This is a genomic window from Halorarum sp. SLYT50, from assembly GCF_059821265.1.
Window position 1 is genome coordinate 2,559,344 of sequence record NZ_CM187555.1, and the last position, 21,923, is coordinate 2,581,266.

Here is a 21,923-nt window from a genome sequence, read left to right on the forward strand (position 1 = left end):
CGTGGCCGACGAGACCCCGTCGCGACCGGGCGCGGCCGCGCTCGTGGAACCGGTCCCCGGCGCGCCGGCGGCGACGGCAGCGCTCGGCGGCGAGACGGGGTTGCTGGTCGCCGACTACCACGCCGGCATCGAGGCGGGCCTGCGCTACGAGCGCGGGATCGAACTCGACAGCCGCGCCGACGAGCGGCGCGAGCGCCTGCTCGACCTGCTCGCGGCGACCGGCGCCGACCGCCTCGTCGTGCTCGGCGACCTGGGTCACCGCATCGGGGGGGCCGGCGAGGCGGAGCGGGCGGAACTCGCCGCGCTGTTCGACGCGGTGGACGTCCCGGTCACGCTCGCGCTGGGAAACCACGACCCCGGCGTCGCCGAGGCGTTCGGCGACCGGTTGACCGTGACGCCCGCGGCCGGCGCCCGTCTCGGCGACGTCGGTATCGTCCACGGACACACGTGGCCCGCCCCCGAGGTGCTCGCGGCCGGCGTGGTCTGTGTGGGCCACGAACACCCGCGGGTCAGGCTCGCCGACGAGGTGGGCGCCGGCCGCGCGGAGAAAGCGTGGCTGCGCGGCCCGCTCGCCCGCGACCCGTTCGCCGCCCACCACGGTGACGTCCCCGACTGGGGCGACCCCGAACTCGTCGTGTTCCCGGCGTTCAACGACCGCTCCGGCGGGACGTGGGTGAACGTCGAGGGACAGTCGTTCCTCGCCCCGTTCCTCCCCGACGGACTGGCGCGCGGCGAGGCGTACCTCCTCGACGGGACCCGTCTGGGCGAGTACCGGCGCGTGTGACGCGCACCGTGGCACCGCATCACACGTTCCCGGCGGGTAGACGGCGTGTGCTACCTCTTTTCACCCGTCAGCACCGGAGGGTTTATGTGTGGCAACCGTGTAGGTGGATGTACCAGAACGCCTTCGGGCGTGGTGGCATCGTACGCTGAATGATACGGCGTTCTCACACACATCCGGACGCACGCGCTTATTACCGAGCGTCCGCCACCCCCGGAGCAGTATGGTGTCGAGGTAACGAATCATGGTAACGCAAGAGGAAGTTCTCGAAGAGTACGGTCTCGAACAGATGGACGAATCGCGAAACGTCGGTCTCACCGACGACGAACTGGACGACGGTTCTAAGGGGCAGCTCATAAAGAAAGCCGGCCAGCTCCGCGACCGGCGCAACGAGCTGAACCAGATGGCCTCCGAGCGCGCCTCCAAGCGCGACGACCTGAACGCCAAGACGCGCGAGAAGGTCGACGAGGCCCAGGAACACCGCGAACAGCGCGACGAGCTGAACGAGCAGGTCCAGGAGCACAAGAACAGCCGCAACGAGCTGAACGCGGAGGCCAACGAGCTGTTCGACGAGGTCGAGCAGAAGAAACAGGACCTCGAACTCGGCTCGGGCAAGTCCATCGAGGAGCTGAAAGAGGAGATCGAGGACCTCGAGTTCAAACAGCAGACGGAGGTGCTCTCGACGGAGGACGAGCGCGAACTCATCGAGAAGATCGAGACCAAGCGCGAGAAGCTCGCCGAGAAGAAGAACAAGGTCGAGCAGAGCGGCGACCTGGAGGGGCTCATCGAGGAGGCCGAGGAGGTCCGCTCGGAGGCCTCGAAGCACCACCAGAAGGTGACCGAGCTGGCCGACGAGGCTCAGGAGCACCACAACCGGATGATCGAGGCCTACCGCGAGGCCGACGACATCCGCGACGAGGCCGACGCGATGCACGAACTGTTCGTGGAGGCTCAGGAGATGGCCGACCGCCACCACGAGGACTTCGTCCGCGTCCAGAAGCGCCTGCGCGAACTCGACAAGGAGGAGGAGCAGGAGAAGAAGGCCGAGCGCGAGGAGAAGATGGAGGCCGAGCGCGAGGAGGCCGAGGAGATTTATCAGAAGTTCAAGGAAGGCGAGACCCTCGACACCGAGGACCTGATGAAGCTCCAGAAGACGGGGCTGCTCTAAGTCGGCTGGACGTCTTATCGCGTTTTCGCTCTCGCTCCCACAGCGGCGCGTCGACCGTGTCGGTCGGGCCGCCGTCACCCCGTTTTAGGTACCCGGCGTCGTAGCCACACCACATGGCCGACTCGACAGCCCGGACCGTCGTCCGCGTCGTCGTCCTCGCGGCGGCGGCGTTCGCGGCGGCGGTGCTGGGGTACGTGTTCCTGTACTACTTCCCCGCGGACCTCGCCGACCTGCTCGGCGTCCTGCTCACGGCCGCGCTGGTACTCGTCGTCCTCCAGATCGTCGGGCGCCTGCTCGCCTCCTACTTCGCCGACTACACCGTCGCCGAGGTGGAAGTCTCCGGTCCCATCACTCGCGACGGCGGCGGTGGACGGCTCCCCCGGTCGCCGACGACGCCCGGCGCGGACGACGTCGTCGAACAGATCGAGCGCGCCGACGAGGACCCCCGGGTCGAGGCGCTGATGCTGAAGCTGAACACGCCCGGCGGCGAAGTCGTCCCCAGCGACGACATCCGACTCGCCGCGAGCGAGTTCGACGGGCCGACCGTGGCGTACACGACCGACCTCTGCGCGTCCGGCGGGATGTGGATCGCGTCGGGCTGTGACGAACTGTGGGCGCGCGACGCCAGCCTCGTCGGGAGCATCGGCGTGCGCTTCTCGCAGACCCGGTTCGACGAGTTCGCCGACCGCTACGGCATCAGCTACGAGCGCATCGTCTCCGGCGCGTACAAGGACTCGCTGGGCGCGCCGTTCAAGGAACTGGAGGACCGCGAGCGCACCTACCTCCAGGGGCTCTCGGACGCCTGGTACGACAACTTCGTCGAGCGGGTCGCGGCGTCGTTCGACCTCGACGAGGCGGCCGTCCGCGACACCGAGGCGCGGGTGTACCTCGGCGAGGACGCCGTCGACATCGGGCTGGTGACGGCGCTCGGGACCGACGACGACGCCGAGGAGCGGGTGGGCGAACTCATCGACGGGGACCCGGTCCGCGAGACGTTCGAACCGGAACGCGGGCTGACCACTCGCCTCCAACTGGGCGCGTCGCGCGTCGCGTTCGCGCTCGGCGCGGGCGTCGCCGGCGCGCTCGGCGCGGACGAGGGCGGACTGGAGCTGTGAGTCGCCGCCCGCGTCGCGTACTCGTCGCGTCCCGAGGAACCACGCTCGGGTGATGGGTTTTTCACCGGGGGCCGCCTCCGGGGGACCGTGACGACGCTGGTCCTCTGCGTGGACCGCTCGAACGACCTCGGCCGGAAGGCCGGCGTCGCGACGCCGGTCGTCGGCTGGGAGGCGGTCCGTTCGCTCGTGACCGACCTCGGCCTCGCGGACCCGGAGGACGCCGGCGTCAACTCGCTTCTGGAGTCGCTGCGCGTCGCCCGCGAACTGTCGGACGGCGGCGAGGAGACGGTCGTCGCCGTCGTGTCCGGTGCAGGCGACTCGCCCGTCCGCGCGGACCGCGCGCTCGCAGCCCAACTCGACGAGGTGTGTGCGGGCCACGAGGTGGACTCCGCCGTGGTCGTCATCGACAGCGCCGCCGACGAGCGCGCCGTCCCCATCGTGGAGTCGCGGCTCCCGGTCGACTCCGTCGACCGGGTCGTCGTCCGGCAGGCGCGCGACATCGAGTCGACGTACTACCTCCTCAAGCAGTTCATGGCCGACGAGGAACTCCGCGAGACGGTACTCGTCCCGCTCGGCGTGGGGCTGCTCATCCTGCCGGTGCTGCTCGTCCAGTTCTCGACCACCGTCGCGCTCGCCGGACTCGCCTCGCTCCTGGGTGCGACGCTACTGTACTACGGGCTCGGCGTCGACGAGGTGCTCGAACGGACGCCAGAGCGCGCCCGGGAGGCGCTCTACTCCGGACAGGTGTCGGTCGTCACCTACGTCGTCGCGCTGGGCTTGACGCTCGTGGGGGCGTTCCTCGGGGTGCTCGCGGCGTCGCCGGTGACGGAGAGTGAGTTCGTCGCCGCCGTGCAGTTCGTCTACTCCAGCGTCCCGTGGCTGGCGCTCGCGGCGCTCACCGCGTCGTTCGGTCGCCTGCTGGACGAACTCATCCGCGACGAGGGCGTCCGCACCTCGTACCTGAACCTGCCGTTCGGCGTCGTCGCCGTCGGTCTCGTCGTCCGCGGGTTCGCGGGGTACTTCCTCGAGCGGGAGACCGACCGGTCGGCGCTCGAACTCCTCGGGGTGCCGTTCTCGCCGATCCAGCGGCTCGCGCTGTTCATCTTCGCCGGCATCGTCCTCGCGCTCGTGGGCGTGCGCGTCGCGACCAGCGTCTCGGACGAGACGCTCGACGAGGTCATGGACGACGCCGAGGACGACCCACGTGGCGACGTACGCGACGCCGCGCAGAACGACGCGGCCGGTTCCGGCAACCGGGGAAACCCAGGCGGTCGCAGCGAGAACCGGTAGCCGGGTTACGTCCCGACGCCGCTCGCGGGACCGGCGGGGCGGACCACGTCGGCGAGCGCGACGAGCAGACCGAAGAACCAGCCGACGGGGACGACGAGGACGAACCACATCGCGACGTACGCGACGCCGCGCAGGTCGAATCGGGCGCGGATGAGCGTGTTCACCCCGCCGTAGGCGAGGACGTTGTCGAGCAGCCACACCGCGAGCGTCTGGCTGCCCGTGAACACGACGTCCGCGAGCGCGGGCGAGTACAGCGCCGCGACGACCGGCGGGAGGAAGACGGCCGTCATCGCCGCGGGGTACGCGAGCAGGACGCTGGTTCCCCGGCCGCCGGCGCGCGAGAACACGACCGCCAGCACGGCGGCGACGGTGGCGACGGCCCCGGCCGCGCCGACGGCGATCAGCCCGTCGAGCGAGAACTGCCTGAGCCACGCGGCCACGGTGAGCAGTCCCCACGCGGCCAGCGAGGTGAGCACAACGCCGACGACGCCGAGCCGCGTGGCCGCCGAGTCCATCCGTCCCGCGTAGAACCGGGCGGCGAAACCGAACAGCAACAGCGGGTACGTGAGCGCGAGCAGCGGGACCCCGACCGCGCTCCAGGCCAGATACAGGGCGCGCTGGGGGCCCGAGTCGGGCGTCCACCTGCCGACGACTCGACCGGGGTCGAGCTGGCGCGGAAACAGCAGTTCCATCCAGGTGGCGTGCAGACGCCTGAGGTCGATGCGGACGGCGTCGAGCAGCCCCGGCGATGCGCGTCGTTCCATCGCTCGGGCAGAACGAACCGAGTCGATTGAAGGTTTCGCCTCCAGGGTCGATTCTGATAACCAGCGGTCGTCCCGGCGGCTCAGGGTCGCGGCGCGGCCGTCAGTTCCAGGGGGCGAAGTCGGGGTCGACCGTCCGCTCCTCGCGGCCGACGTCGTCGATCGCAGCCACGTCCTCGTCGTCGAGCGTGACGTCGAGACTCTCCCAGTTGTCGCGGACGTGGTCCTCGCCGGTCGCCTTGGGGATGGCCGTGACGCCCTTCTCGCGGAGCCACGCCAGGCTGACCTGCGCCTCGCTGGCGTCGTGTTTCTCGGCTACCTCGCTCAGTTCGGGCACGTCGAACACCTCGCCGCGGGCGAGCGGCGAGTACGCCACCGGTTCGATGCCGCGGTCGGTCGTCGCCTCCCGGATGTCCTCCTGCTGGAACAGCGGGTGGCACTCGAACTGGTGGGCGAAGAGGGGCGCGTCGGACGCCTCGACGGCCGTCGCGAGGTCGTCGGGCTGGAAGTTGGAGACGCCGATTCGGTCGACGAGGCCGTCCGCGCGCAGGTCGGCGAACGCGGCCATCGTCGCCTCGGGGTCGTACTCGCGGGACGGCCAGTGGACGTACAGCAGGTCGACGGACTCCACGCCAAGCCTGTCGAGACTCGCCTGCGTGGTCTCGCGCACGTCCTCGGGCGAGAGGTTGTCTATCCACACCTTCGTCGCGAGGAAGACGTCCTCGCGGTCCACGTCGGCGCGTTCGATGCCGTCGCCGACGGCGCCCTCGTTCCCGTACGCCTGTGCGGTGTCGACGTGTCGGTAGCCGAGGTTCAGTGCCGTCTCGACCGCGCTCCGGCACTCCTCGGGGTCGTCGTTCTGCCACGTCCCCAACCCGAGCATCGGCATCCCGTTCGCGGACGGAACGTCGGTCGTCGACGGCGCCGCCTGTCGTGTCATCACTCGACCGGAGGAGCGCGACGCGAAAAGGGATTGTGGCAGGTGGGGAGGCGGTGCCTGCGTGCGGTGTGGTCCCGCGACTCAGCCGATGTAGCGGAGTTCGTCCTCGCTCGGCATCCCGCCGCCGCCGCCCTGCATCTCCTGAATCTTGCCGACGACCTCCTCCATCTCCTCGGCGCGGTCCTCCAGGTCGGAGAAGTCCACCTCGAACCCGAGTACGTCCTGGAGGATTTCGAGGACGGCCTGCGCGCTCTTCGGGTCGACGAGGTACCCGGACGTCTCGCCCATCAGGCAGGCGGCGTCCAGCCCTCGGCGCGCGCCGAGGCCGAGTACCAGCCCCGAGACGCCGACGATGCCGCCGGCCGGTTCGTCGTCGCGGAACTCCACGCCCGCCCCCTCGAGTTCCTCGCGGTCCTCGGCGTCGGTGAGCGCTCCGAGCACGCCGTACTCGTCGTCCTCGATGAGTTCGCCCGTCGGGACTCCCCCGAGCGCGAACGCGCGCTCGCAGCCGAACTCCTCGGCCACGTCGAGAAAGGCGGTCGTCAGCCGGTAGTGGCCGTCGTTGCTCGCCGCCTGGTGGTCGCCCGTGAGTACGAGCAGGTCCGTCCCCTCGGCGTCGACGTGGTGGAACGTGGCGTGCGTCAGTTCGGTGACGCCCTCGTCGTTCACGGTCACCTGCGGCGGAAAGTCCGTGGCGTACACCCGCCGGACCACCTCGCCGTCGAACTCCTCGACGAGGTGTTCGGCCACTAGCTTCCCGACGTGCCCGACGCCGGGCAGTCCCTCGATGAGCACCGGGTCGTCGAGGTCGGGGTCCGCGACCGTCTCGATGTCGATGTCGTCCATACCCCGATGGGGGAGCGCTCGTGGTAAAGGGTCGTCGGCTTCGGCTCCGCGCCCCTCGGGCCGAGCACCGGCCGGGACCGGTCGGACGGTCGGGCGCTCACGACTCCCGTTCGTCGGCGTCGTCAGACGCACCGTCCGCTCGCCGGCGCGCCCGGCGGCGGTACTCGCCGTACGGGTCCTCGGGGTTGAACGGCGCCGGCGCGGAGTTGACGGTCCGCGCGCCACACCGCGGACACGTCTCCCCGAGCGCGTACACCGGCCGCTCGTGCTCCTCTCGCCACGCCGAACAGACCCTGATGTCCGACTTCATCTCAAACAGCGGCTCCCACGCGCCTCACGTCCTACTCGTCGTCGGTCTCGCGCTCGCGGTGGAACGACCCGACGCCGCCCGCCGACTCGATGGACTGGCGCGCGCGGTCGGCGCTCGCCTCCAGTTCGTTCTCCGCGGTCTTGTAGTCGGGCGCCTGCACGCGGATGCGGTACTCCGGCGACCCCACGTACGAGACGTCGAGTTCGATCTCCTGGGGGACCTCGCCGTTCCCCTCGGCCGCCCGGAGCGCCGCCTTGATGGAGTCGACGCCGTCGGCGGCCGGACACGACAGGTCCACGTACCCGGTGACGGTGACGTACGGCACCGAGACGTTCTCGCGTGCGGTCTCGACGACGGCTTCGACGTCCGCCTCGGACAGGGCCGTGTCCGAGAGCGCCTCCGTGCCGTGGATGGCGGCCGCCTCGAACCCCTCGTACATCGACCCGAACTCGGCGTACAGCGCCTCCGCCACCTCGATGTACTTGTCGTCGCTCACGTCCTCGCCGAACGCCAGCGTCATCCAGTTGTCCGCCTTGCGCTCGTTCTTCCACTCCTGAATCTTCTCCGAGCGCTGGTGGTCGTTGACGTCCTTGATGGAGAGGTCGATCTGCTGGGCCGACTCGTCGATGTCGAGCACCTTCGCGACGACGCGGTCACCGACGTTCACGTGGTCGCGGATGTTCTTGATCCACCCGCTCGCCACCTCGCTCACGTGGACGAGTCCTCGCTTCTCGTCGTACTCGTCGAGGTCGACGAACACGCCGAAGTCGGCGATCTCGTCCACCTCGCCCACGACGAGTTCGCCCTTCTCGGGCCAGCCGCTGAATTTCATGCCCGACGATTACGACCCGAGGCTAATACGGTTTCGGAAACGCCGACCCCTCGTCGTGGAGGCCCGTCTCTCCTCCGCCGGCCATCGTTCGATACCGGATGGTTACCGGATGAAGGGATACCGAATCCCCGTACTGATACGCGAGTAGACAGGCTTTTTACATAGTTGTGCCTAGAGACGGTGGCGATCGAGTGGGGAATGAGAAGGTCGCCACGCTCATGGACACGCCGCCCGGGAGGGCGGGCCTCATTCACTTCTGCCGGCGACTCTCCCCTCGGAGCGCCGCGACCGGCGAGCGGTGGGGGCGGCTCCTCGGTACGGACCGGCGGCTCGTCGGGTCGGGAGTGCGGCGTGAGAAGTGCGACGAGGGAGCGTGCCGGTTCAGGCGCGCTGTTCGACGGTCTCGGTGACCTCGCCGGCGAACTCGGCGTCGCCGCCTGTCGGCCGCGCGAGCGTCGTCCCGCAGACGGCGCAGTTGACCACCGAGGACGCCTTCCCGAAGACGACCTGCTCGTTCTCGCAGTCCGGACACGTGACGCGGTAGAAGTTCCCCGCCATGCTCACTCCTGGAAGACGAGGCGGCCGGCGCGCCAGCCCTCGCGCATGTGGGCCTTGCCGCAGTCCCCGCAGCGGTACTTGAGGTGCGTCTTCTTGGTGGGCTTGTCCCCACCGGGCACCTTCGAGAACTTGCCGGCGTTCCCGATGACCGACGTCCCGCGGGCCTGCTGGCGGTCGGTCCACTTCATCCCGGTCTCGCGGCCCCGGCGGACCTTCTCGACCTCGTGTTCGTTGTGGTCGTTACAGAACGGACAGTACGTGTTCATCCGTCGCGGCATCTCCATAGCGAAATCTCTCCTCTTGGGTCAGCTACCGCCCCGGCGCTTAAAAGGAGTTTGGTCCGGAGTCCGCCTGCGTGTCGTTCCCACGGGGCCACCGTCGGACGTTCCCGGGTCCGGGTTCGGCTCTCACGCCAGCGGGGTGCGCTCGACCACGGTCCCGTCGGCCGTGGGGTACTGCTCGACGACCTCCCCGTCGTCGACGTCGCCGTCCGCGACCATCTCCTCCAACAGCCACCACGCCACCTCGACGTGGTCGGTCTTGACCGTGTAGAACTCCTCGGGGACACCGAGCGCCTCCAGCCGCTGGGGGTCGGCGTACGTCTTCCCGTACACCAGCGTGCCGTCGTCGGTCACCTCGTCGAACGGTCGTCGCAGGTTCCGCGCCATCCGCTTCAGGCGATTGCGGTGCTGGGCGGCGTCCTTGAACACCGAGGTGCAGAAGTACACCCGCTCATGGTCGCCCATGACCTCGAGGATGGCCTCCTTCGACCCGTCGACCGCCGACATGTGGCCCTCCTGGAGTTCGAACCCGGCCTCCTGCATCCGGCGGTAGTTCCCGTCGCTCATCTCGAACTCGTTGACGTTACAGAACTCGGCGGCCCCCTCGTCGAGGAACTGCAGGAACTCCGATTCCGCGCGGATGCCGGGTATCTCGAACGCGGGCGTCAGTCCCTCCTCGCGGGCGACGTAGAGGATGTCCTCCCACTCCGTCCCGTGGAGGTCGCCCCACTGTTCGACCGGCGGGTGGAAGCGTATCTCGTCGAGCCCCGCCTCCGAGAGGCGGCGCATGTTCTCGCGGCCGCCCGTGATTCCGGTGTAGAGGTGCGTGTGGTGGTCCTCGCCGAACTCGTCTTTCAGAAGCGAGAGGTACCGACAGGTCCTGTCCATCGCCTCCTGGGGCTCGCCGCCCGTGATGGATGTGCCGAGCGCGTCCATCCGGCGCGCCTCCTCCAGGACGTCCTCGTCCGACTCGACGAGTCGCTCGTTGGCGTACACGTCGGTGACGTTCTTCCGGTTCTCGCCGAGCGGACAGTAGAAGCAGTCGCGCTGGTCGCAGTAGCCGTAGACGAAGAGCACCATCTTGCCGCCCTTGGCGCACTGTTCACAGCCCTTCGATATCATTCGGTACCACGACTTGCCCGTCGAGCGGCAAAAGCGGTGCGACTCGCGCCGCTCGCGCGGTGTCGACCACGAGACTCATACCGCTCCGTTCCCTCACCCCGGGCATGGTACGCAGACGGGGGGTCCTCCGCGCGGCGGGCGCGGCGGCGTTCGGGGGGGTAGCGGCGACGAGCGGTTGTCTCGGCGTCATCACGGGGTCGGAGCCGGCGGAGTTCTCGGCGGCCGCCGCGACGGTGCCGGCGGCGGCGCTCGACCAGACGGGGTACGCGGAGTACAAGGTCGAGCCGATAGAGATCGAGCGGACGTTCGAGGTGGCGGGCCAGTCGCGCACGGTGGTCGTCACGAACCAGCTCGCCCAGTACGACAAGGGCGTCTCGCTCGCGGGGGAGCGCTACCAGGCCGCGCTGTTCGCGGCCCTCTCGACGCCCGCCATCGAACTCGCCGGCCGGACGTTCAACCCCGTCGGCGACCTGGACACGGGCGAACTCGCCCGTCGGATGCTCGGCCAGTACGACGGCATCAGCGGTCTCCGACGGCTCGACGGCGAGACCGCGCAGGTACTCGGCGCCGAGACGGACGTGGGCGTGTTCGAGGCCGACGCGCGGGTGGCCGAGGGGGTGACCACGACGGTCCGCCTCCACGTCGCGAAGGCGGTCCGGGCGGACGCCGACTTCGTCGTCTGCGTCGGCGCGTTCCCGACGCTGCTCTCGGGTGAGGCGGACGCCGTCCGGACGCTGATGGGCGCGGTCGAACACGCCGGAAACTGAGCGCGCCGGGGGCCGAGCGTCCACTGCGGGAACGCGGGTGGCGAGGGGGGCGCTCCCGAAGACAGTTATACTCCCCACGACATACCGGCGCACGATGCTGTTGGTCCTCCCGGTCGACCTCGACGACGACCTCGGCCGCAAGACCGGCCTCGACACGCCGGTCATCGGTCGGGACGCCGTCGAGGCCGCGGCCGTCGCGCTCGCAACCGCCGACCCGGAGGACTCCGATGTGAACGTACTGTTCCAGGCGGTCCACGCGTACGACGACCTCCTCGCCGACGAGTCGGTTCGCGAGGAGGTCGAAGTGGCGGCCGTCACCGGCGTCGAGGGGAGCGACGTGCAGGCGAACCGCGCGGTCGGCGCGGAGGTGGACGAGGTGCTCGCCGCGCTCACGACCGGCGAGGACGTGCGCGCCATCGTCATCACCGACGGCGCGCAGGACGAGTCGGTGCTGCCGGTCATCCGCTCGCGCGTCCCGCTCGACGGCGTCCGCCGGGTCGTCGTCCGGCAGGCGCAGGACCTCGAGTCGATGTACTACACGATGAAGCAGGTGCTCTCGGACCCCGAGACGCGCGGCACCATCCTCATCCCGCTCGGGGTGTTGCTGCTCATCTACCCACTCTCGGTCGTCGCCACCCGGTTCGACATCCCCGGCGCGGTGGTGCTCGGTCTGGTCTCCGGCCTGCTGGGACTGTACACGCTCTTTCGCGGACTCGGTCTCGAGGAGACGGTCGACGCGGCCGGCGAACGCGCGCGAAACCTCCTCTACGCCGGTCGGGTCACGCTCGTCACCTACCTGGTCGCGCTCGCGCTTGTCGTCGTCGGCGGCGTCCAGGGACTCGACACGCTCGCGGCCGTGCGCGAGGCGGGCGGGGCACTCCCGCTCGAACGCGCGGTCGCCCTGTTCGTGTACACGGCCGTCCAGTGGGTGGCCGTCGCCGGCGTCACCTCCTCGCTCGGGCAGGTGACCGACGAGTACCTCGCCGACCGGTTCCGCTGGCGCTACCTCAACGCGCCGTTCTACGTGCTCGCCATCGCCGTCGTCCTGTACGGCGTCTCGGGCTACTTCCTCCCACGGGTCCCGGAGGCCGGCGTCACCCCGCTCACGCTCTCGAGGCTCGCGGTACTGCTCACGGCGGGGACGCTGCTCGGCGTGCTCTCGACGCTCACGTTCGCCATCGCGGAGTCGCGGCTGACGCGGGGCGCCGAGGCGGCGTGAACGGTGTTCCCTCCGCCTCCCGCCGCTTCGCTCGGAGACCCACGCCGGTCGGCGCCGGCGGCGTCGCCCCGTTCACTACCGACTACCGTCCTACTATGTTCAATCCCGATTCTCCAGAACTTTCTACCCTCTAAAATAAAATATATAGAAGAGCTTCGATTGAACCAAATAACTAGACCGACAGAACTGGGCGAACTGAGGGACGGCGCCGGATACGCGCCTTTTTGGGGGCCGATTGCGAACCCGGGAGGTATGTCTGCGGCATCTCACTCGTGCGACATCGTCGTCGTCGGCGGCGGCACGGCCGGCGCGTTCGCGGCGGCGACGGCCGCACAGGAGGGACTCGACACGGTCGTCCTCGAACGCAAGTCCGAGTCGGAGGCGGGACACATCGCCTGCGGCGACGCCATCAAGGGGACCTCGACGTTCCCGGACGTCATCGACCTCGACTACCTGAAGGAGGAGTCGTTCACCAACCGGAGCATCCGCCGCGCGGTGTTCGAGAACCCGAAGACGGGCGAGGAACTCTCGATTCCGCTGGGCCAGTCGGGGGCGGTGATAGACCGCAAGCGCTACGGCGAAATCATCCTCGAGGAGGCACAGCGCGCGGGCGCCGAGATTCACTTCGACACCGTCGTGCAGGACGTCACCCAGTCGGACGGCCGCGTCACGGGCGTCCGCGGTAAACGGAAGGGCGACCCGGTCGCGTACGACGCCGAGGTGACGGTCGACGCTGCGGGCGCGCTCTCTATCCTCCAGGACAAGGCGGACTTCTCGGGTGCGACGTTCGACACGAACGTCTCGTACACGCAGTTCTGTTCGGCGTACCGCGAGATAGTCGACGTACCGGAACCGGTCGACTACGACGACGCCATCGTGTTCAAGCCGACGGAGGAACTGGGGTACCTCTGGTACTTCCCGCGCACCAGCACGCGGATAAACGCGGGGCTGGGGTTCCAGATGACCGAGCCGCCGATGAAGTTGGTCGAGGCGCTGAAGCGCGACCTGCGCGAGCGTGCGGAGTTCCGCGGGGCGAAAGTCCGGGACAAACTCGGGGCGGCGCTCCCCACCCGCCGCCCGTACGACTCGGCGGTCGCCGACGGGTTCCTCGCCGTCGGCGACTCGGCGGGCCACGTCAACCCCACCACCGGCGGCGGCATCCCCGGCGCGGCGAAGTCGGCCCACTGGGCGGTCAAGCACGCGGCCCGGGCCATCTCCGACGGGGACACCGGCGAGGAGGGGCTGTGGTCGTACAACCACGACGTGATGACGGACTTCGGCAAGCGGTTCGCCGCGGTCGACCTGTACAACATCTGGGGGATGGCCCACGACGTGGACGAACTCACCGACATCGTCACCGCCATCCCCGGCCAGCAACTCGTCGACGCGATGAGCAAGGGCGAGACGTCGATGAGCCTCGGGTTGAAACTCCGGACGGTGGTCGACACGGTCGGTCACTGGGACTCGCTGTACGAACTCTGGCAGGTCCGGCGCAAGGCGAGCGAACTCAAGGACCAGTACGCCCGGTACCCCGCCTCGCCCGGCGGCTTCGCCGCGTGGCGCGACCGCCGGGACGACATCATGGACGACGTGTACGACATCGCCGCCGCCGAGCCGAAGTACTGAGCGCCGGACGCTCTCGCCGACGCCGCGTCTCACCAGCCCTCACCGCTCGTCGCTTCCTCCGTTCTCGCCACCGCTGCGTCGCCTCCCCCCGACTCTCACTCCCCCAGCGTGACGCTCTCGTCCGCGCTGTTCGGCAGTGCGTCCGACCGGCCGTACGCCCCCGGCGCGATGACGAGCGTCCGCAGGCCGCGCTCGTTCGCGACTTCGAGCGCGGGTTTGAAGTCCGTGTCCCGCGAGGCGACCGCGACCGTCGCCGCGCGGCGGTCGGCGGAGAACGCGGCCAGGTCGACCGCGAGTTTCACGTCCACGTCGCCGCTCGTCACGACCACCTGGAAGCCGCGCGCCTCCGCGGCCTGAATCAGCCCCGGCGTCGCGTGTTCGTCCAGGTAGAGCCGCGCCGTCACCAGTTCGCCCGCTTCGGTCGCCGCCGCGCGGACGTCGTCCAGGTCCACGTCGAACTCCTCGCGGAGCACGTTCGGTCCGTCGACGAACAGCGCGACACCGCGCGGCGCGTCGCCGCAGTCGGTCCCGTCCGCTCCGGTCGCGGTGCCGAGTAGCCGTCCCAACAACCCCATACCACCCGCTTTCCTCCCGTCGGAATACTCCTTCCGGTCCGTCGGGGGGACCTAAACCCTCGGCGCGGCGTGACCAACCCGAACCGACCCGGCCAGTTCTGGCCTCGGCGCGCTCGAGCCCGCTCGTCCGGGTTCGCGGCGGCGTGACCGGTACGACCCGGTGGTACCGCGACCCCGGTTCTCGGCGGCGTATATTCCTCCGAATCGATATATATTCAATATAGCAACGAAACAATTAAAACTGCCAATCGCCGGATTATCAACGCCGCATGCCAGACGAAAACACGACCCAACCCCTGAAGCGACGTGGATTCCTGACGGCGGTCGGCGCGGCCGCCGGAGCGACCGCCGCGGGCGGCGTGACGGCCGCCCGTCCCGGCCGGAACCCCGGACCCAAGGAGGACGAGATTCTCGTCGGCGTCTCCGCGACGGACGGCGACATCGAGGGGACCGTCGCGGAGGCCGTCCCGGGCGACGCGACGGTGGTTCACACGAACGAGACGCTGAGCTACGTCGCGGTGTCGTTCCCGAGTCAGGCGCCCGACGCGGCCCGCGAGAACTTCGTCGAGGCGGTCACGAGGAAGGACCGCGTCAAGTACGCCGAGTCGAACGCGACGTTCGAGTCGCTCGAGGTGCCGAACGACCCGCGCTTCGGCGACCAGTACGCCGACCAGCAGGTGAACGCCCCGACCGCGTGGGACACGACGTACGGCGACGCCTCGGTCACCGTCGCCGTCGTCGACCAGGGCGTGAAGTACGACCACCCGGACCTCGACGGCAACGTCGCCTCGGACGCGGGGTACGACTTCGTCGACGCCGACTCCGACCCGTACCCCGACTCGCTGTCCGACGAGTACCACGGCACGCACGTCGCCGGCATCGCGGCCGCCGAGACGGACAACGACGAGGGCGTCTCGGGCATCGGAAACTCCAGTCTCGTCTCCGGGCGCGCGCTCTCCGAGGCGGGGTCGGGGAGCACGGCCGACATCGCCGACGCCGTCCAGTGGGCCGCCGACCGGGGAGCGGACGTCATCAACCTCTCGCTGGGCGGCGGCGGCTACACGACCACGATAAAGAACGCCGTCGGGTACGCGACGAACAACGGCGCGCTCGTGGTCGCGGCGGCGGGGAACGACGGGCAGGGGAGCGTCTCGTACCCGGCGGCCTACTCGGAGTGTCTCGCCGTCTCCGCGCTCGACCCGGACGAGACGCTCGCGAACTACTCCAACTACGGGTCGGCCGTCGAACTCGCCGCGCCGGGGACGAACGTGCTCTCGACGTGGACCGACGACGGCTACGACGCCATCTCGGGCACGTCGATGGCGACGCCCGTCGTCGCGGGCGCCGCGGGACTCACGCTCGCCGCACACGACCTCTCGAACTCGGCGCTGCGCGACCACCTGAAGGCGACCGCCGTCGACGTCGGCCTGTCGAGCGACCAGCAGGGGAGCGGTCGTGTCGACGCCGGTAACGCCGTGACGACGACCCCGGGCGGTGGCGGGGGCGACGACGGCGGTGACGGCGGTGGTGAGTCGACCAGCGCCAGCGTCTCGGGGTCGCTCTCGGGGTACTGGGACGAACGGTGTTACAGCTACGGGTTCAGCTACTCCTCACCCTCCACGGTCGTCGTCGAACTCGACGGCCCGTCGGACGCCGACTTCGACCTGTACGCGAACGACGGGACCGGGGCCTGTCCGACTACGTCCGGCTACGACTACCGGTCGTGGACCACGAACAGTCAGGAGACCATCACCATCGACGCGCCCGACGACTCGACCGACCTCCACGTCCTCGTCGACTCCTACACCGGCAGCGGGAGTTTCGACCTCACGGTCACCGAGTACCAGTAGAGGCCGACAGAGTCCAGCAGATTCCGGTAGAGTCCAGTAGGTTACTAGCTGACCAGCGGTCGCGCACGGGCCGTCCCACTTTTTGCGGCGCGGGATGAGGACTCGGACATGCACTCGCCGACGCGGCCGATTATTGATGCCGCGGTGACAGGATGGTAGAGAAGACTCGCACCCTCGACTTCCGGGTCGCGTTCGCGCTCGGGTTGGGGACGATGATCGCGGCCGGTATCTTCTCGCTGTCGGGGACCGCGGTCAACCAGATCGGGTCGAGCGCGGTCATCGCGTTCATCATCGCCGCCCTGGTTGCGAGCATCACGGCGGCGACCTACTCGGAGTTCGCGTCCATCTACTCGGAGAACGGTGGCGGCTACCTGTTCACCTCGGAGACGTTCGAGGGCCGCGACCTGCTGTCGTACGGGGTGGGTGCGTCGCTGTTCCTCGGGTACACCGGGACGACGGCGTTCTACCTCGCCACGATGGACGAGTGGTTCTTCATGTTCATCTTCCCCGAGTCGCTCCACGTCCTCCCGCGGGGGTCGGTCGGCATCGCGGCGGCGCTCCTGCTGGGCTACCTGAACGCGCAGGGAACCGAGGAGTCGGGGACGTTCCAGGTGGTCGTCACCGCCGCGAAGGTCGCGGTGCTGTTCGTGTTCATCGGCGGCGCCGTCGCGTACGCCGGCCCGAGCGAGTCCGTGACCACGTTCGCCACCGACTTCTCGACGGACGCCGGCGGCATCGTCTCCATCGCCGCGCTCGCGTTCATCACCTTCTTCGGCTTCTCCGCCATCGCCGCGAGCGCGGGCGAGATAATCGAGCCGCGGAAGACCGTCCCGCGGGCCATCGCCGCCTCCATCGTGACCGTGACCGTCCTCTACACGCTCGTCATCGTCGCGATGGTGAACGCGCCCGTTCCCGACTCCGTGCTCGCGCAGGGCGAGACGGCGATGGGACAGGTCGCGGCGTCGTTCCTCGGACCCGTCGGCCAGTACCTCATCGTCGCCGGCGCGGTGTTCTCGATGATATCCGCGTCGAACGCCTCGGTGCTGGCCGCCGCCGGCATCGGGTCGCTCATGGGACAGAACGGCCACGCGCCCCGCCAGCTCGGCCGCATCCACCCCGAGTACGAGACGCCGACGTACAGCGTCACCACCGCGACGGCGCTCATCGCCGGTCTCATCTTCGTGTTCATGACGCTGTTCGGCGCACACGGTCTGTTGATGGGGTTCGTCCCCGGCGGCGAGGGGGGTATCTTCGGTCTCGGGCTGTTCGTCGGCGGCGAGGAGGGCCTGCTCGGTCTCGAACCGCTCACCGGGTTCGCGACGTTCAACCTCCTCATCCCGCTGGCAGTCGTGAACGGGGCGCTCGTCTACTCCCGGCGGAACGAGCCGGAACTCGAACGCGGCTTCTCGATGCCGCTCGTTCCGCTCCTCCCGATTCTGGGAATCGTCGCCAACCTCGCGCTGGTGTACATGCTCCCGGTCGTGGGGACCATCATCGGCGTCCTGCTCACGCTCGTCGTCATCGGAGTGTTCGTCAGCTGGGGCGGCGCGCCCGCGGAGACGGAACTCGTCCAGGAGACGTCGCCCGAACGGACCGTCGCGGTCGGCGAGAGCACCCCGCGGAGCGTCGGGGGACCGGAGCCGAGTACGCCCGAGGTTCCGGTCAACCCCGGACTCGACGAGGTAGCCGGCGGCGAGGGCGACGAGGACCGCTTCCGCGTGCTCGTCCCGCTCCGGCGGATGCAGGACGCGCCGATGTACGCGCGCCTCGCCGCGCACATGGGCGACCTCTACGACGAACCGACGCAGGTGTGGTTCCTGAACGTGACGGAGATTCCCGAACAGACGTACAGCGAGCAGGTGTTCGACGTAGCCGAGGCGCGGATGGACCGCCTCACCGACGTGCTCGCGGGCGTCGAGGACGACCTCGACGCCACCTTCGTCGCCGAGGGGCACGTCTCGCGGGACATCGCGTTCGACGTGCTCAAGACCGCCCGCGAGACCGGTGCCGACCGAATCCTGATGGGCTACCCCAGCGAGCACCACAAACTCGCGCGGAAGCTGGAGTACGGGTCGCCCTGCGACGTGCTGTTCGTCCGCGGACTCGGCGGCGACGACGTGGACCTCTCGCCGCTCACCATCGGGACGGGCGGCGGCCCCCACCACCGGGCGCTCGCGGACTTCGCCAGCCGCATCGCCGTCGGCGGCGGCGACGTCACGGTGGTCCACGTCCAGCCGACCGGCGAGTCCGGCACCCCCGAGGACCTCGACCCGACGCTCGACGCGTTCGCGGAGAGCACCGACCCCGCGGTACTGGAGGTGGAGTCCGACAGCATCGCGGACGCACTCGTGGACGCGGCCGCCGACCGCGGTGGCCTGCTCGCCATCGGCGCCGCCCGCACCCGGGGACTCAGCCGCTACGTCTTCGGGAGTACCCCCGACCGGGTCGTCGCGCGCGCGAACGAGCGGGACGTGCCCGTGCTCGTGTACGCGTCCGCGTCCGGCGAGTTCTCGCGACTCTCCGACCTCGTCTTCGCGCCGGTCCGCGCGATAGCCAAGCGCGTCGGCTGGTACGAGGTGGCCGAGCGGGACACCCGCGAGAGCGACTCGCGAATCGGCGTGGGCCGGGACCGCTCGGACCGTTCGGACCGCCCGGGTCGGTCGGACTGAGACCCGACGCGTCCCGAATACTGAAGCGTTTTAGTCGCCCCCGGTCGCACGACGAGACGAACCGAATGTCACGCACGCCACAGTCGGACGCGGGGACGCCCTGATGCTCCTCCAAGAGCCGTCGGGGGTCGTCGCCGAACTCATCCCGCTCATCACGGTGTTTCTCATCGCGGCGGGCGTCGGCACGCTCGTCGCCAAGGTCGGCCGGTTCCCCTACACCATCGCGCTGCTCATCGCGGGATTCGCCGTCTCGCTCGTGGGCGTCGAAATCGGGGTGGCGAACGAGCTCTCGCACGACCTCATCCTGCTCGTCATCCTCCCCGCGCTGCTGTTCGAGGGGGCGGCGACGACGGACCTCGAACAGTTCCGCCGCAACCTCGTCCCCATCCTCGCGCTCGCGGTGCCGGGGCTCATCGTCTCGGTCGTCCTGCTCGGTGCGCTCGGCTCCGTCGCCCTGGGGTTCCCGCTCGTCATCTCGCTCCTGTTCGCGGCGATGATTCTCCCGACCGACCCGGTCTCCGTGCTCGCGCTGTTCAAGGAACTCGGCGCGCCCGACCGGCTCTCGGTGCTCGTCGAGGGGGAGTCGCTCATCAACGACGGGGTCGGCGTCGTCGTCTTCACGACCCTGCTCGTGCTGGTCGAGGAGGGGGTCGAACCGGCCGCGTTGCTGACGCTCGACGGGGTCGCGGGCGTCCTCCGGGAACTGGTAGTCGTCTCGGTCGGCGGGCTGGTGGTCGGGCTGGTGGCCGGGTACGCCGTGTATCAGGTGATGTACAACCTCGACGAGCACATGACCGAGATAATCCTGACGCTCGTGCTCGCGTACGGGAGCTTCCTCCTCGCGGAGCACTACCTCCACGTCAGCGGCGTCATCGCGACGGTCGTCGCCGGCCTGTTCATCGGTAACCAGGGCGCCGAGTACGCCATGAGCCCCCGGACGAAAGTCTCGGTGTTCAACACCTGGGAGACGGTGGCGTTCGTCGTCAACACGTTCGTCTTCGTCGCCATCGGCGTGCGGACGCCCATCGGCGACCTCGTGCGGTTCGCCGACCTCATCCTCATCGGCATCGCCCTCACGCTCGCCGTGCGCGCGGTCATCGTCTACGCCACGACCGCGGTCGTGAACGCCAGCCTCGCGAACGACATCCCCCGCTCCTACCAGCACGTCATGGTGTGGGGCGGGCTCCACGGCTCCATCCCCATCGCGCTCGTCCTCGGGCTCCCCGCACCCGGGACGACCGTCCCGGCGTCGTTCCCCCGGGCGCAGTTGACCGCGCTCGTGTTCGGCATCGCCGCGTTCTCGCTCGTCGTCCAGGGGCTGTCGATGGGCCGACTGCTCGACTCGCTGGGCGTGGTCACCCGGTCGGACGCGGAGGAACTGTACCAGCTACTCACGGGGCGCGCCCGCGCGGTCACGCAGGCGCTCGACGCCGCCGAGCGGCTGAACGCGCAGGGCGACATCCCGACCGACGTGTACGACGACTTCCGCGCGGAGTACGGCCGCGAGAAGGAGGACCTGCGAGACGCCGTCTCGACGCTGCTCACGGAGAACCCGGAACTCCGCCACGAGCGCGTCCTCGTCGGGGAGCGGCAGGTGCTCAGACAGGAGAAGAGCGCCATCATCGACGCCGTCCGCACGGGCGTCGTCGCGGACGACGTGGGCGAGCGGCTGCTGGAGGAGGTGGACCTGAAACTCGACCTGGTTCGGAGCGGACAGTCCACGGTCCGCGAGTCCCGGGAGGGGTACACGGAGTTCTGGCGCGAGCGCGCCGACGAGTTCGGCCTCGAGGTGGACCTCGACATGCCGGAGACCGTCGAGGGGACCGAGACGACCGACGAGGAGTAGCGTCGGGTCGGCGGTCGTCGACCGGGCGCGGGAGGGAAATCCACATACCCCTCGCGCGTCATCGGAAGGTATGAGCAACTGGACGGACGCCATCGTCGGCGACCGGATGGCAGTCGACAGGGAGTTCTCACAGCGGGTGCGCGACTCGCGCTTCTCGAACCAGGAGTGGGGGCTCATCATGACCGCCACGGAGTTCGAGATCGAGAACGCGGACGACCCGGACGCGGCGCGCGTCGTCGCGGACACCGAGAAACTCCCGCAGATAATGCCCGAACTGGAGAACATCTCCTCGCAGATGAACACGGTCTCGGGCGGCGGAGCGGGCGGGAGCGGTTCGAACGGGTCGGGCGGGTTCGTCTCGAACATCAAGGACGCGCTGTTCGGCGGGGGCGGCGGGGTCGACGACGAGAAACTGGAGGCGGCCGAGCGGCTCACCGGCGAGTACGCGACCGAACTCCAGCGACGCCTCGAAGAGAACGGGAAGTGGGACCAGGTCCGAATCGCGTATCAGGAGTGACGACCGTCCCGCGTCTCGAGCGCGTGCGAGACGCGACAGACCACGGCGAAGAACGCCGCGGCGGTGACGTAGACGGTCAGCGCCCAGCCGACCAGTGCCTCCCCGTCGAACGCCAGCCAGTAGAGTACGGCGACGAACGCCCCGGGAGCAACAGCGACAGGCCCGAAACCCAGTCGAACCCATCGCGCGCGGCGTCGGCCCCGGAGACGGCGACTCCGAACCGCGCGAGACGACCGGCGCTCGCGAGAACGACCTGAGCGAGGGCGAACCCCAAGACGACTCCGAACGGGAGGACAGCGCCGAGGTCGATACACTGGTCCGTGAGCGCCGGCGGGAGGGCGACGGTGTTCGTGGTGACGTACCCGACGGCGAGGCTCACGAAGAGCGCGTTCGTGCCGGCGACCAGGTACGTCCGGGTCCAGGAGCGCCCCGACCGGTACCACTCCTCGCTCCCGCTTGACGGGAGACGGGCGGCGAGGTCCGATGCGATCCGCCGCTCCAGTTCGGTGAGTCGGCCGTACCCCTCGTGCCGGAGGGTCGCGTACGTCCGGTACACGCCGGACGTCATCCGGGTCGCGAACCCGAGGGCCACGGCCCCGAGAAACGACAGTTCCACCGGTAACCAGCAGAGCGTCGGCATCTCCGTCGCTCGACCCGTCCGGAGCGGGTGCTGGTATCCGTTACGGTTCGTCGCCCGAGTGGAACAGCGTCAGCTCCTCGGCCTCGTAGATGTTGATGAGTTCCTCGATGAGTTCGTCGTAGCTCTCGTCCTCCTCGCGGAGTCCCTTCAGCCGCTGCAGCGTCTCCTCGCTCACGTGGATGTCGGGCATACGTTTCCGATTCTCCCTCC

22 protein-coding genes are annotated in these 21,923 nt (G+C 69.3%); 11 read left to right on the forward strand and 11 right to left on the reverse strand.

Annotated features, from left to right (window positions below; genetic code table 11):
• The first annotated feature begins 1 nt into the window (after position 1).
• The 4 genes from AC6RUA_RS13370 (at position 2) to AC6RUA_RS13385 (ending at position 4,354) form a co-directional block, all read left to right on the forward strand.
• On the forward strand, positions 2 to 784 hold the full coding sequence (locus tag AC6RUA_RS13370; RefSeq protein ID WP_499813499.1) for a metallophosphoesterase: 783 nt from the start codon (positions 2 to 4) through the stop codon (positions 782 to 784).
• Between the two features lie 241 nt (positions 785 to 1,025).
• Positions 1,026 to 1,949 carry a coiled-coil protein gene (locus tag AC6RUA_RS13375; protein WP_499813500.1) on the forward strand — a complete coding sequence of 308 codons (924 nt, stop codon included), beginning with the start codon at positions 1,026 to 1,028 and terminating at the stop codon, positions 1,947 to 1,949.
• Between the two features lie 113 nt (positions 1,950 to 2,062).
• Positions 2,063 to 3,064 (forward strand): S49 family peptidase, encoded by a 1,002-nt coding sequence (locus AC6RUA_RS13380; RefSeq protein WP_499813501.1) that lies wholly within the window; start codon positions 2,063 to 2,065, stop codon positions 3,062 to 3,064.
• A gap of 87 nt (positions 3,065 to 3,151) precedes the next feature.
• Positions 3,152 to 4,354, forward strand: a complete 1,203-nt coding sequence (locus AC6RUA_RS13385) for a DUF373 family protein (RefSeq protein ID WP_499813502.1) — start codon at positions 3,152 to 3,154, stop codon at positions 4,352 to 4,354.
• 5 nt (positions 4,355 to 4,359) lie between these two features.
• Here the strand turns inward: AC6RUA_RS13385 and AC6RUA_RS13390 are convergent, their stop codons facing one another.
• From AC6RUA_RS13390 to AC6RUA_RS13425, 8 genes are all read right to left on the reverse strand, one after another.
• A complete protein-coding gene (locus tag AC6RUA_RS13390; RefSeq protein ID WP_499813503.1) occupies positions 4,360 to 5,118 on the reverse strand; it encodes a hypothetical protein in 759 nt (252 codons plus the stop codon).
• A gap of 100 nt (positions 5,119 to 5,218) precedes the next feature.
• The gene (locus tag AC6RUA_RS13395; protein ID WP_499815449.1) at positions 5,219 to 6,004 is read right to left on the reverse strand and encodes an aldo/keto reductase; all 786 of its coding nucleotides are present in this window, start codon (positions 6,002 to 6,004) and stop codon (positions 5,219 to 5,221) included.
• Positions 6,005 to 6,136: 132 nt separating this feature from the next.
• Positions 6,137 to 6,901 carry a proteasome assembly chaperone family protein gene (locus tag AC6RUA_RS13400; protein ID WP_499813504.1) on the reverse strand — a complete coding sequence of 255 codons (765 nt, stop codon included), beginning with the start codon at positions 6,899 to 6,901 and terminating at the stop codon, positions 6,137 to 6,139.
• Between the two features lie 97 nt (positions 6,902 to 6,998).
• Positions 6,999 to 7,211 (reverse strand): RNA-protein complex protein Nop10, encoded by a 213-nt coding sequence (locus tag AC6RUA_RS13405; RefSeq protein ID WP_499813505.1) that lies wholly within the window; start codon positions 7,209 to 7,211, stop codon positions 6,999 to 7,001.
• A 31-nt stretch (positions 7,212 to 7,242) separates the two neighbouring features.
• Entirely contained in the window at positions 7,243 to 8,043 is an 801-nt protein-coding gene (locus AC6RUA_RS13410; protein ID WP_499813506.1) for a translation initiation factor IF-2 subunit alpha, read from the reverse strand.
• Between the two features lie 381 nt (positions 8,044 to 8,424).
• Positions 8,425 to 8,601 (reverse strand): 30S ribosomal protein S27e, encoded by a 177-nt coding sequence (locus AC6RUA_RS13415; protein WP_499813507.1) that lies wholly within the window; start codon positions 8,599 to 8,601, stop codon positions 8,425 to 8,427.
• Between the two features lie 2 nt (positions 8,602 to 8,603).
• Complete coding sequence (locus AC6RUA_RS13420; protein ID WP_499813508.1) at positions 8,604 to 8,885, reverse strand: 50S ribosomal protein L44e; 282 nt, start codon at positions 8,883 to 8,885, stop codon at positions 8,604 to 8,606.
• Positions 8,886 to 9,008: 123 nt separating this feature from the next.
• Positions 9,009 to 10,004 carry a radical SAM protein gene (locus AC6RUA_RS13425; protein ID WP_499813509.1) on the reverse strand — a complete coding sequence of 332 codons (996 nt, stop codon included), beginning with the start codon at positions 10,002 to 10,004 and terminating at the stop codon, positions 9,009 to 9,011.
• A gap of 104 nt (positions 10,005 to 10,108) precedes the next feature.
• Between AC6RUA_RS13425 and AC6RUA_RS13430 the strand changes: the two genes are divergently transcribed.
• From AC6RUA_RS13430 to AC6RUA_RS13440, 3 genes are all read left to right on the forward strand, one after another.
• Positions 10,109 to 10,771, forward strand: coding sequence for a DUF6517 family protein (locus AC6RUA_RS13430; RefSeq protein ID WP_499813510.1), 663 nt, complete (start codon positions 10,109 to 10,111; stop codon positions 10,769 to 10,771).
• Between the two features lie 94 nt (positions 10,772 to 10,865).
• Positions 10,866 to 11,990 carry a DUF373 family protein gene (locus AC6RUA_RS13435; protein ID WP_499813511.1) on the forward strand — a complete coding sequence of 375 codons (1,125 nt, stop codon included), beginning with the start codon at positions 10,866 to 10,868 and terminating at the stop codon, positions 11,988 to 11,990.
• 252 nt (positions 11,991 to 12,242) lie between these two features.
• Positions 12,243 to 13,616, forward strand: coding sequence for a geranylgeranyl reductase family protein (locus AC6RUA_RS13440; protein ID WP_499813512.1), 1,374 nt, complete (start codon positions 12,243 to 12,245; stop codon positions 13,614 to 13,616).
• Between the two features lie 95 nt (positions 13,617 to 13,711).
• Here AC6RUA_RS13440 and AC6RUA_RS13445 read toward each other — a convergent pair whose 3' ends face one another.
• Positions 13,712 to 14,191: an NYN domain-containing protein gene (locus AC6RUA_RS13445; RefSeq protein ID WP_499813513.1), complete on the reverse strand. Its 480-nt coding sequence runs from the start codon at positions 14,189 to 14,191 to the stop codon at positions 13,712 to 13,714.
• A gap of 269 nt (positions 14,192 to 14,460) precedes the next feature.
• On the opposite strand from AC6RUA_RS13445, the gene AC6RUA_RS13450 reads away from it, so the two are divergent.
• From AC6RUA_RS13450 to AC6RUA_RS13465, 4 genes are all read left to right on the forward strand, one after another.
• Entirely contained in the window at positions 14,461 to 16,041 is a 1,581-nt protein-coding gene (locus AC6RUA_RS13450; protein ID WP_499813514.1) for a S8 family serine peptidase, read from the forward strand.
• 152 nt (positions 16,042 to 16,193) lie between these two features.
• Complete coding sequence (locus AC6RUA_RS13455; RefSeq protein WP_499813515.1) at positions 16,194 to 18,710, forward strand: amino acid permease; 2,517 nt, start codon at positions 16,194 to 16,196, stop codon at positions 18,708 to 18,710.
• Positions 18,711 to 18,813: 103 nt separating this feature from the next.
• Complete coding sequence (locus AC6RUA_RS13460) at positions 18,814 to 20,556, forward strand: Na+/H+ antiporter (protein ID WP_499813516.1); 1,743 nt, start codon at positions 18,814 to 18,816, stop codon at positions 20,554 to 20,556.
• 70 nt (positions 20,557 to 20,626) lie between these two features.
• A complete protein-coding gene (locus tag AC6RUA_RS13465) occupies positions 20,627 to 21,073 on the forward strand; it encodes a DUF5799 family protein (protein WP_499813517.1) in 447 nt (148 codons plus the stop codon).
• 76 nt (positions 21,074 to 21,149) lie between these two features.
• On the opposite strand, the gene AC6RUA_RS13470 is transcribed toward AC6RUA_RS13465, so the two are convergent.
• On the reverse strand, positions 21,150 to 21,713 hold the full coding sequence (locus AC6RUA_RS13470; RefSeq protein ID WP_499813518.1) for a hypothetical protein: 564 nt from the start codon (positions 21,711 to 21,713) through the stop codon (positions 21,150 to 21,152).
• Positions 21,714 to 21,753: 40 nt separating this feature from the next.
• On the reverse strand, positions 21,754 to 21,903 hold the full coding sequence (locus AC6RUA_RS13475; RefSeq protein ID WP_499813519.1) for a DUF7557 family protein: 150 nt from the start codon (positions 21,901 to 21,903) through the stop codon (positions 21,754 to 21,756).
• Positions 21,904 to 21,923: the final 20 nt, after the last annotated feature.

What these genes read in the sequence shown, in the direction of transcription:
- AC6RUA_RS13375 (WP_499813500.1), top strand. Translation starts at nt 1,026, where the DNA reads ATGGTAACGCAAGAGGAAGTTCTCGAAGAGTACGGTCTCGAACAGATG.
- AC6RUA_RS13380 (WP_499813501.1), top strand. Translation starts at nt 2,063, where the DNA reads ATGGCCGACTCGACAGCCCGGACCGTCGTCCGCGTCGTCGTCCTCGCG.
- AC6RUA_RS13390 (WP_499813503.1), bottom strand. Translation starts at nt 5,118, where the DNA reads ATGGAACGACGCGCATCGCCGGGGCTGCTCGACGCCGTCCGCATCGAC.
- AC6RUA_RS13395 (WP_499815449.1), bottom strand. Translation starts at nt 6,004, where the DNA reads ATGCCGATGCTCGGGTTGGGGACGTGGCAGAACGACGACCCCGAGGAG.
- AC6RUA_RS13400 (WP_499813504.1), bottom strand. Translation starts at nt 6,901, where the DNA reads ATGGACGACATCGACATCGAGACGGTCGCGGACCCCGACCTCGACGAC.
- AC6RUA_RS13405 (WP_499813505.1), bottom strand. Translation starts at nt 7,211, where the DNA reads ATGAAGTCGGACATCAGGGTCTGTTCGGCGTGGCGAGAGGAGCACGAG.
- AC6RUA_RS13410 (WP_499813506.1), bottom strand. Translation starts at nt 8,043, where the DNA reads ATGAAATTCAGCGGCTGGCCCGAGAAGGGCGAACTCGTCGTGGGCGAG.
- AC6RUA_RS13415 (WP_499813507.1), bottom strand. Translation starts at nt 8,601, where the DNA reads ATGGCGGGGAACTTCTACCGCGTCACGTGTCCGGACTGCGAGAACGAG.
- AC6RUA_RS13420 (WP_499813508.1), bottom strand. Translation starts at nt 8,885, where the DNA reads ATGGAGATGCCGCGACGGATGAACACGTACTGTCCGTTCTGTAACGAC.
- AC6RUA_RS13425 (WP_499813509.1), bottom strand. Translation starts at nt 10,004, where the DNA reads ATGATATCGAAGGGCTGTGAACAGTGCGCCAAGGGCGGCAAGATGGTG.
- AC6RUA_RS13430 (WP_499813510.1), top strand. Translation starts at nt 10,109, where the DNA reads ATGGTACGCAGACGGGGGGTCCTCCGCGCGGCGGGCGCGGCGGCGTTC.
- AC6RUA_RS13435 (WP_499813511.1), top strand. Translation starts at nt 10,866, where the DNA reads ATGCTGTTGGTCCTCCCGGTCGACCTCGACGACGACCTCGGCCGCAAG.
- AC6RUA_RS13440 (WP_499813512.1), top strand. Translation starts at nt 12,243, where the DNA reads ATGTCTGCGGCATCTCACTCGTGCGACATCGTCGTCGTCGGCGGCGGC.
- AC6RUA_RS13445 (WP_499813513.1), bottom strand. Translation starts at nt 14,191, where the DNA reads ATGGGGTTGTTGGGACGGCTACTCGGCACCGCGACCGGAGCGGACGGG.
- AC6RUA_RS13450 (WP_499813514.1), top strand. Translation starts at nt 14,461, where the DNA reads ATGCCAGACGAAAACACGACCCAACCCCTGAAGCGACGTGGATTCCTG.
- AC6RUA_RS13455 (WP_499813515.1), top strand. Translation starts at nt 16,194, where the DNA reads ATGGTAGAGAAGACTCGCACCCTCGACTTCCGGGTCGCGTTCGCGCTC.
- AC6RUA_RS13460 (WP_499813516.1), top strand. Translation starts at nt 18,814, where the DNA reads ATGCTCCTCCAAGAGCCGTCGGGGGTCGTCGCCGAACTCATCCCGCTC.
- AC6RUA_RS13465 (WP_499813517.1), top strand. Translation starts at nt 20,627, where the DNA reads ATGAGCAACTGGACGGACGCCATCGTCGGCGACCGGATGGCAGTCGAC.
- AC6RUA_RS13470 (WP_499813518.1), bottom strand. Translation starts at nt 21,713, where the DNA reads ATGCCGACGCTCTGCTGGTTACCGGTGGAACTGTCGTTTCTCGGGGCC.
- AC6RUA_RS13475 (WP_499813519.1), bottom strand. Translation starts at nt 21,903, where the DNA reads ATGCCCGACATCCACGTGAGCGAGGAGACGCTGCAGCGGCTGAAGGGA.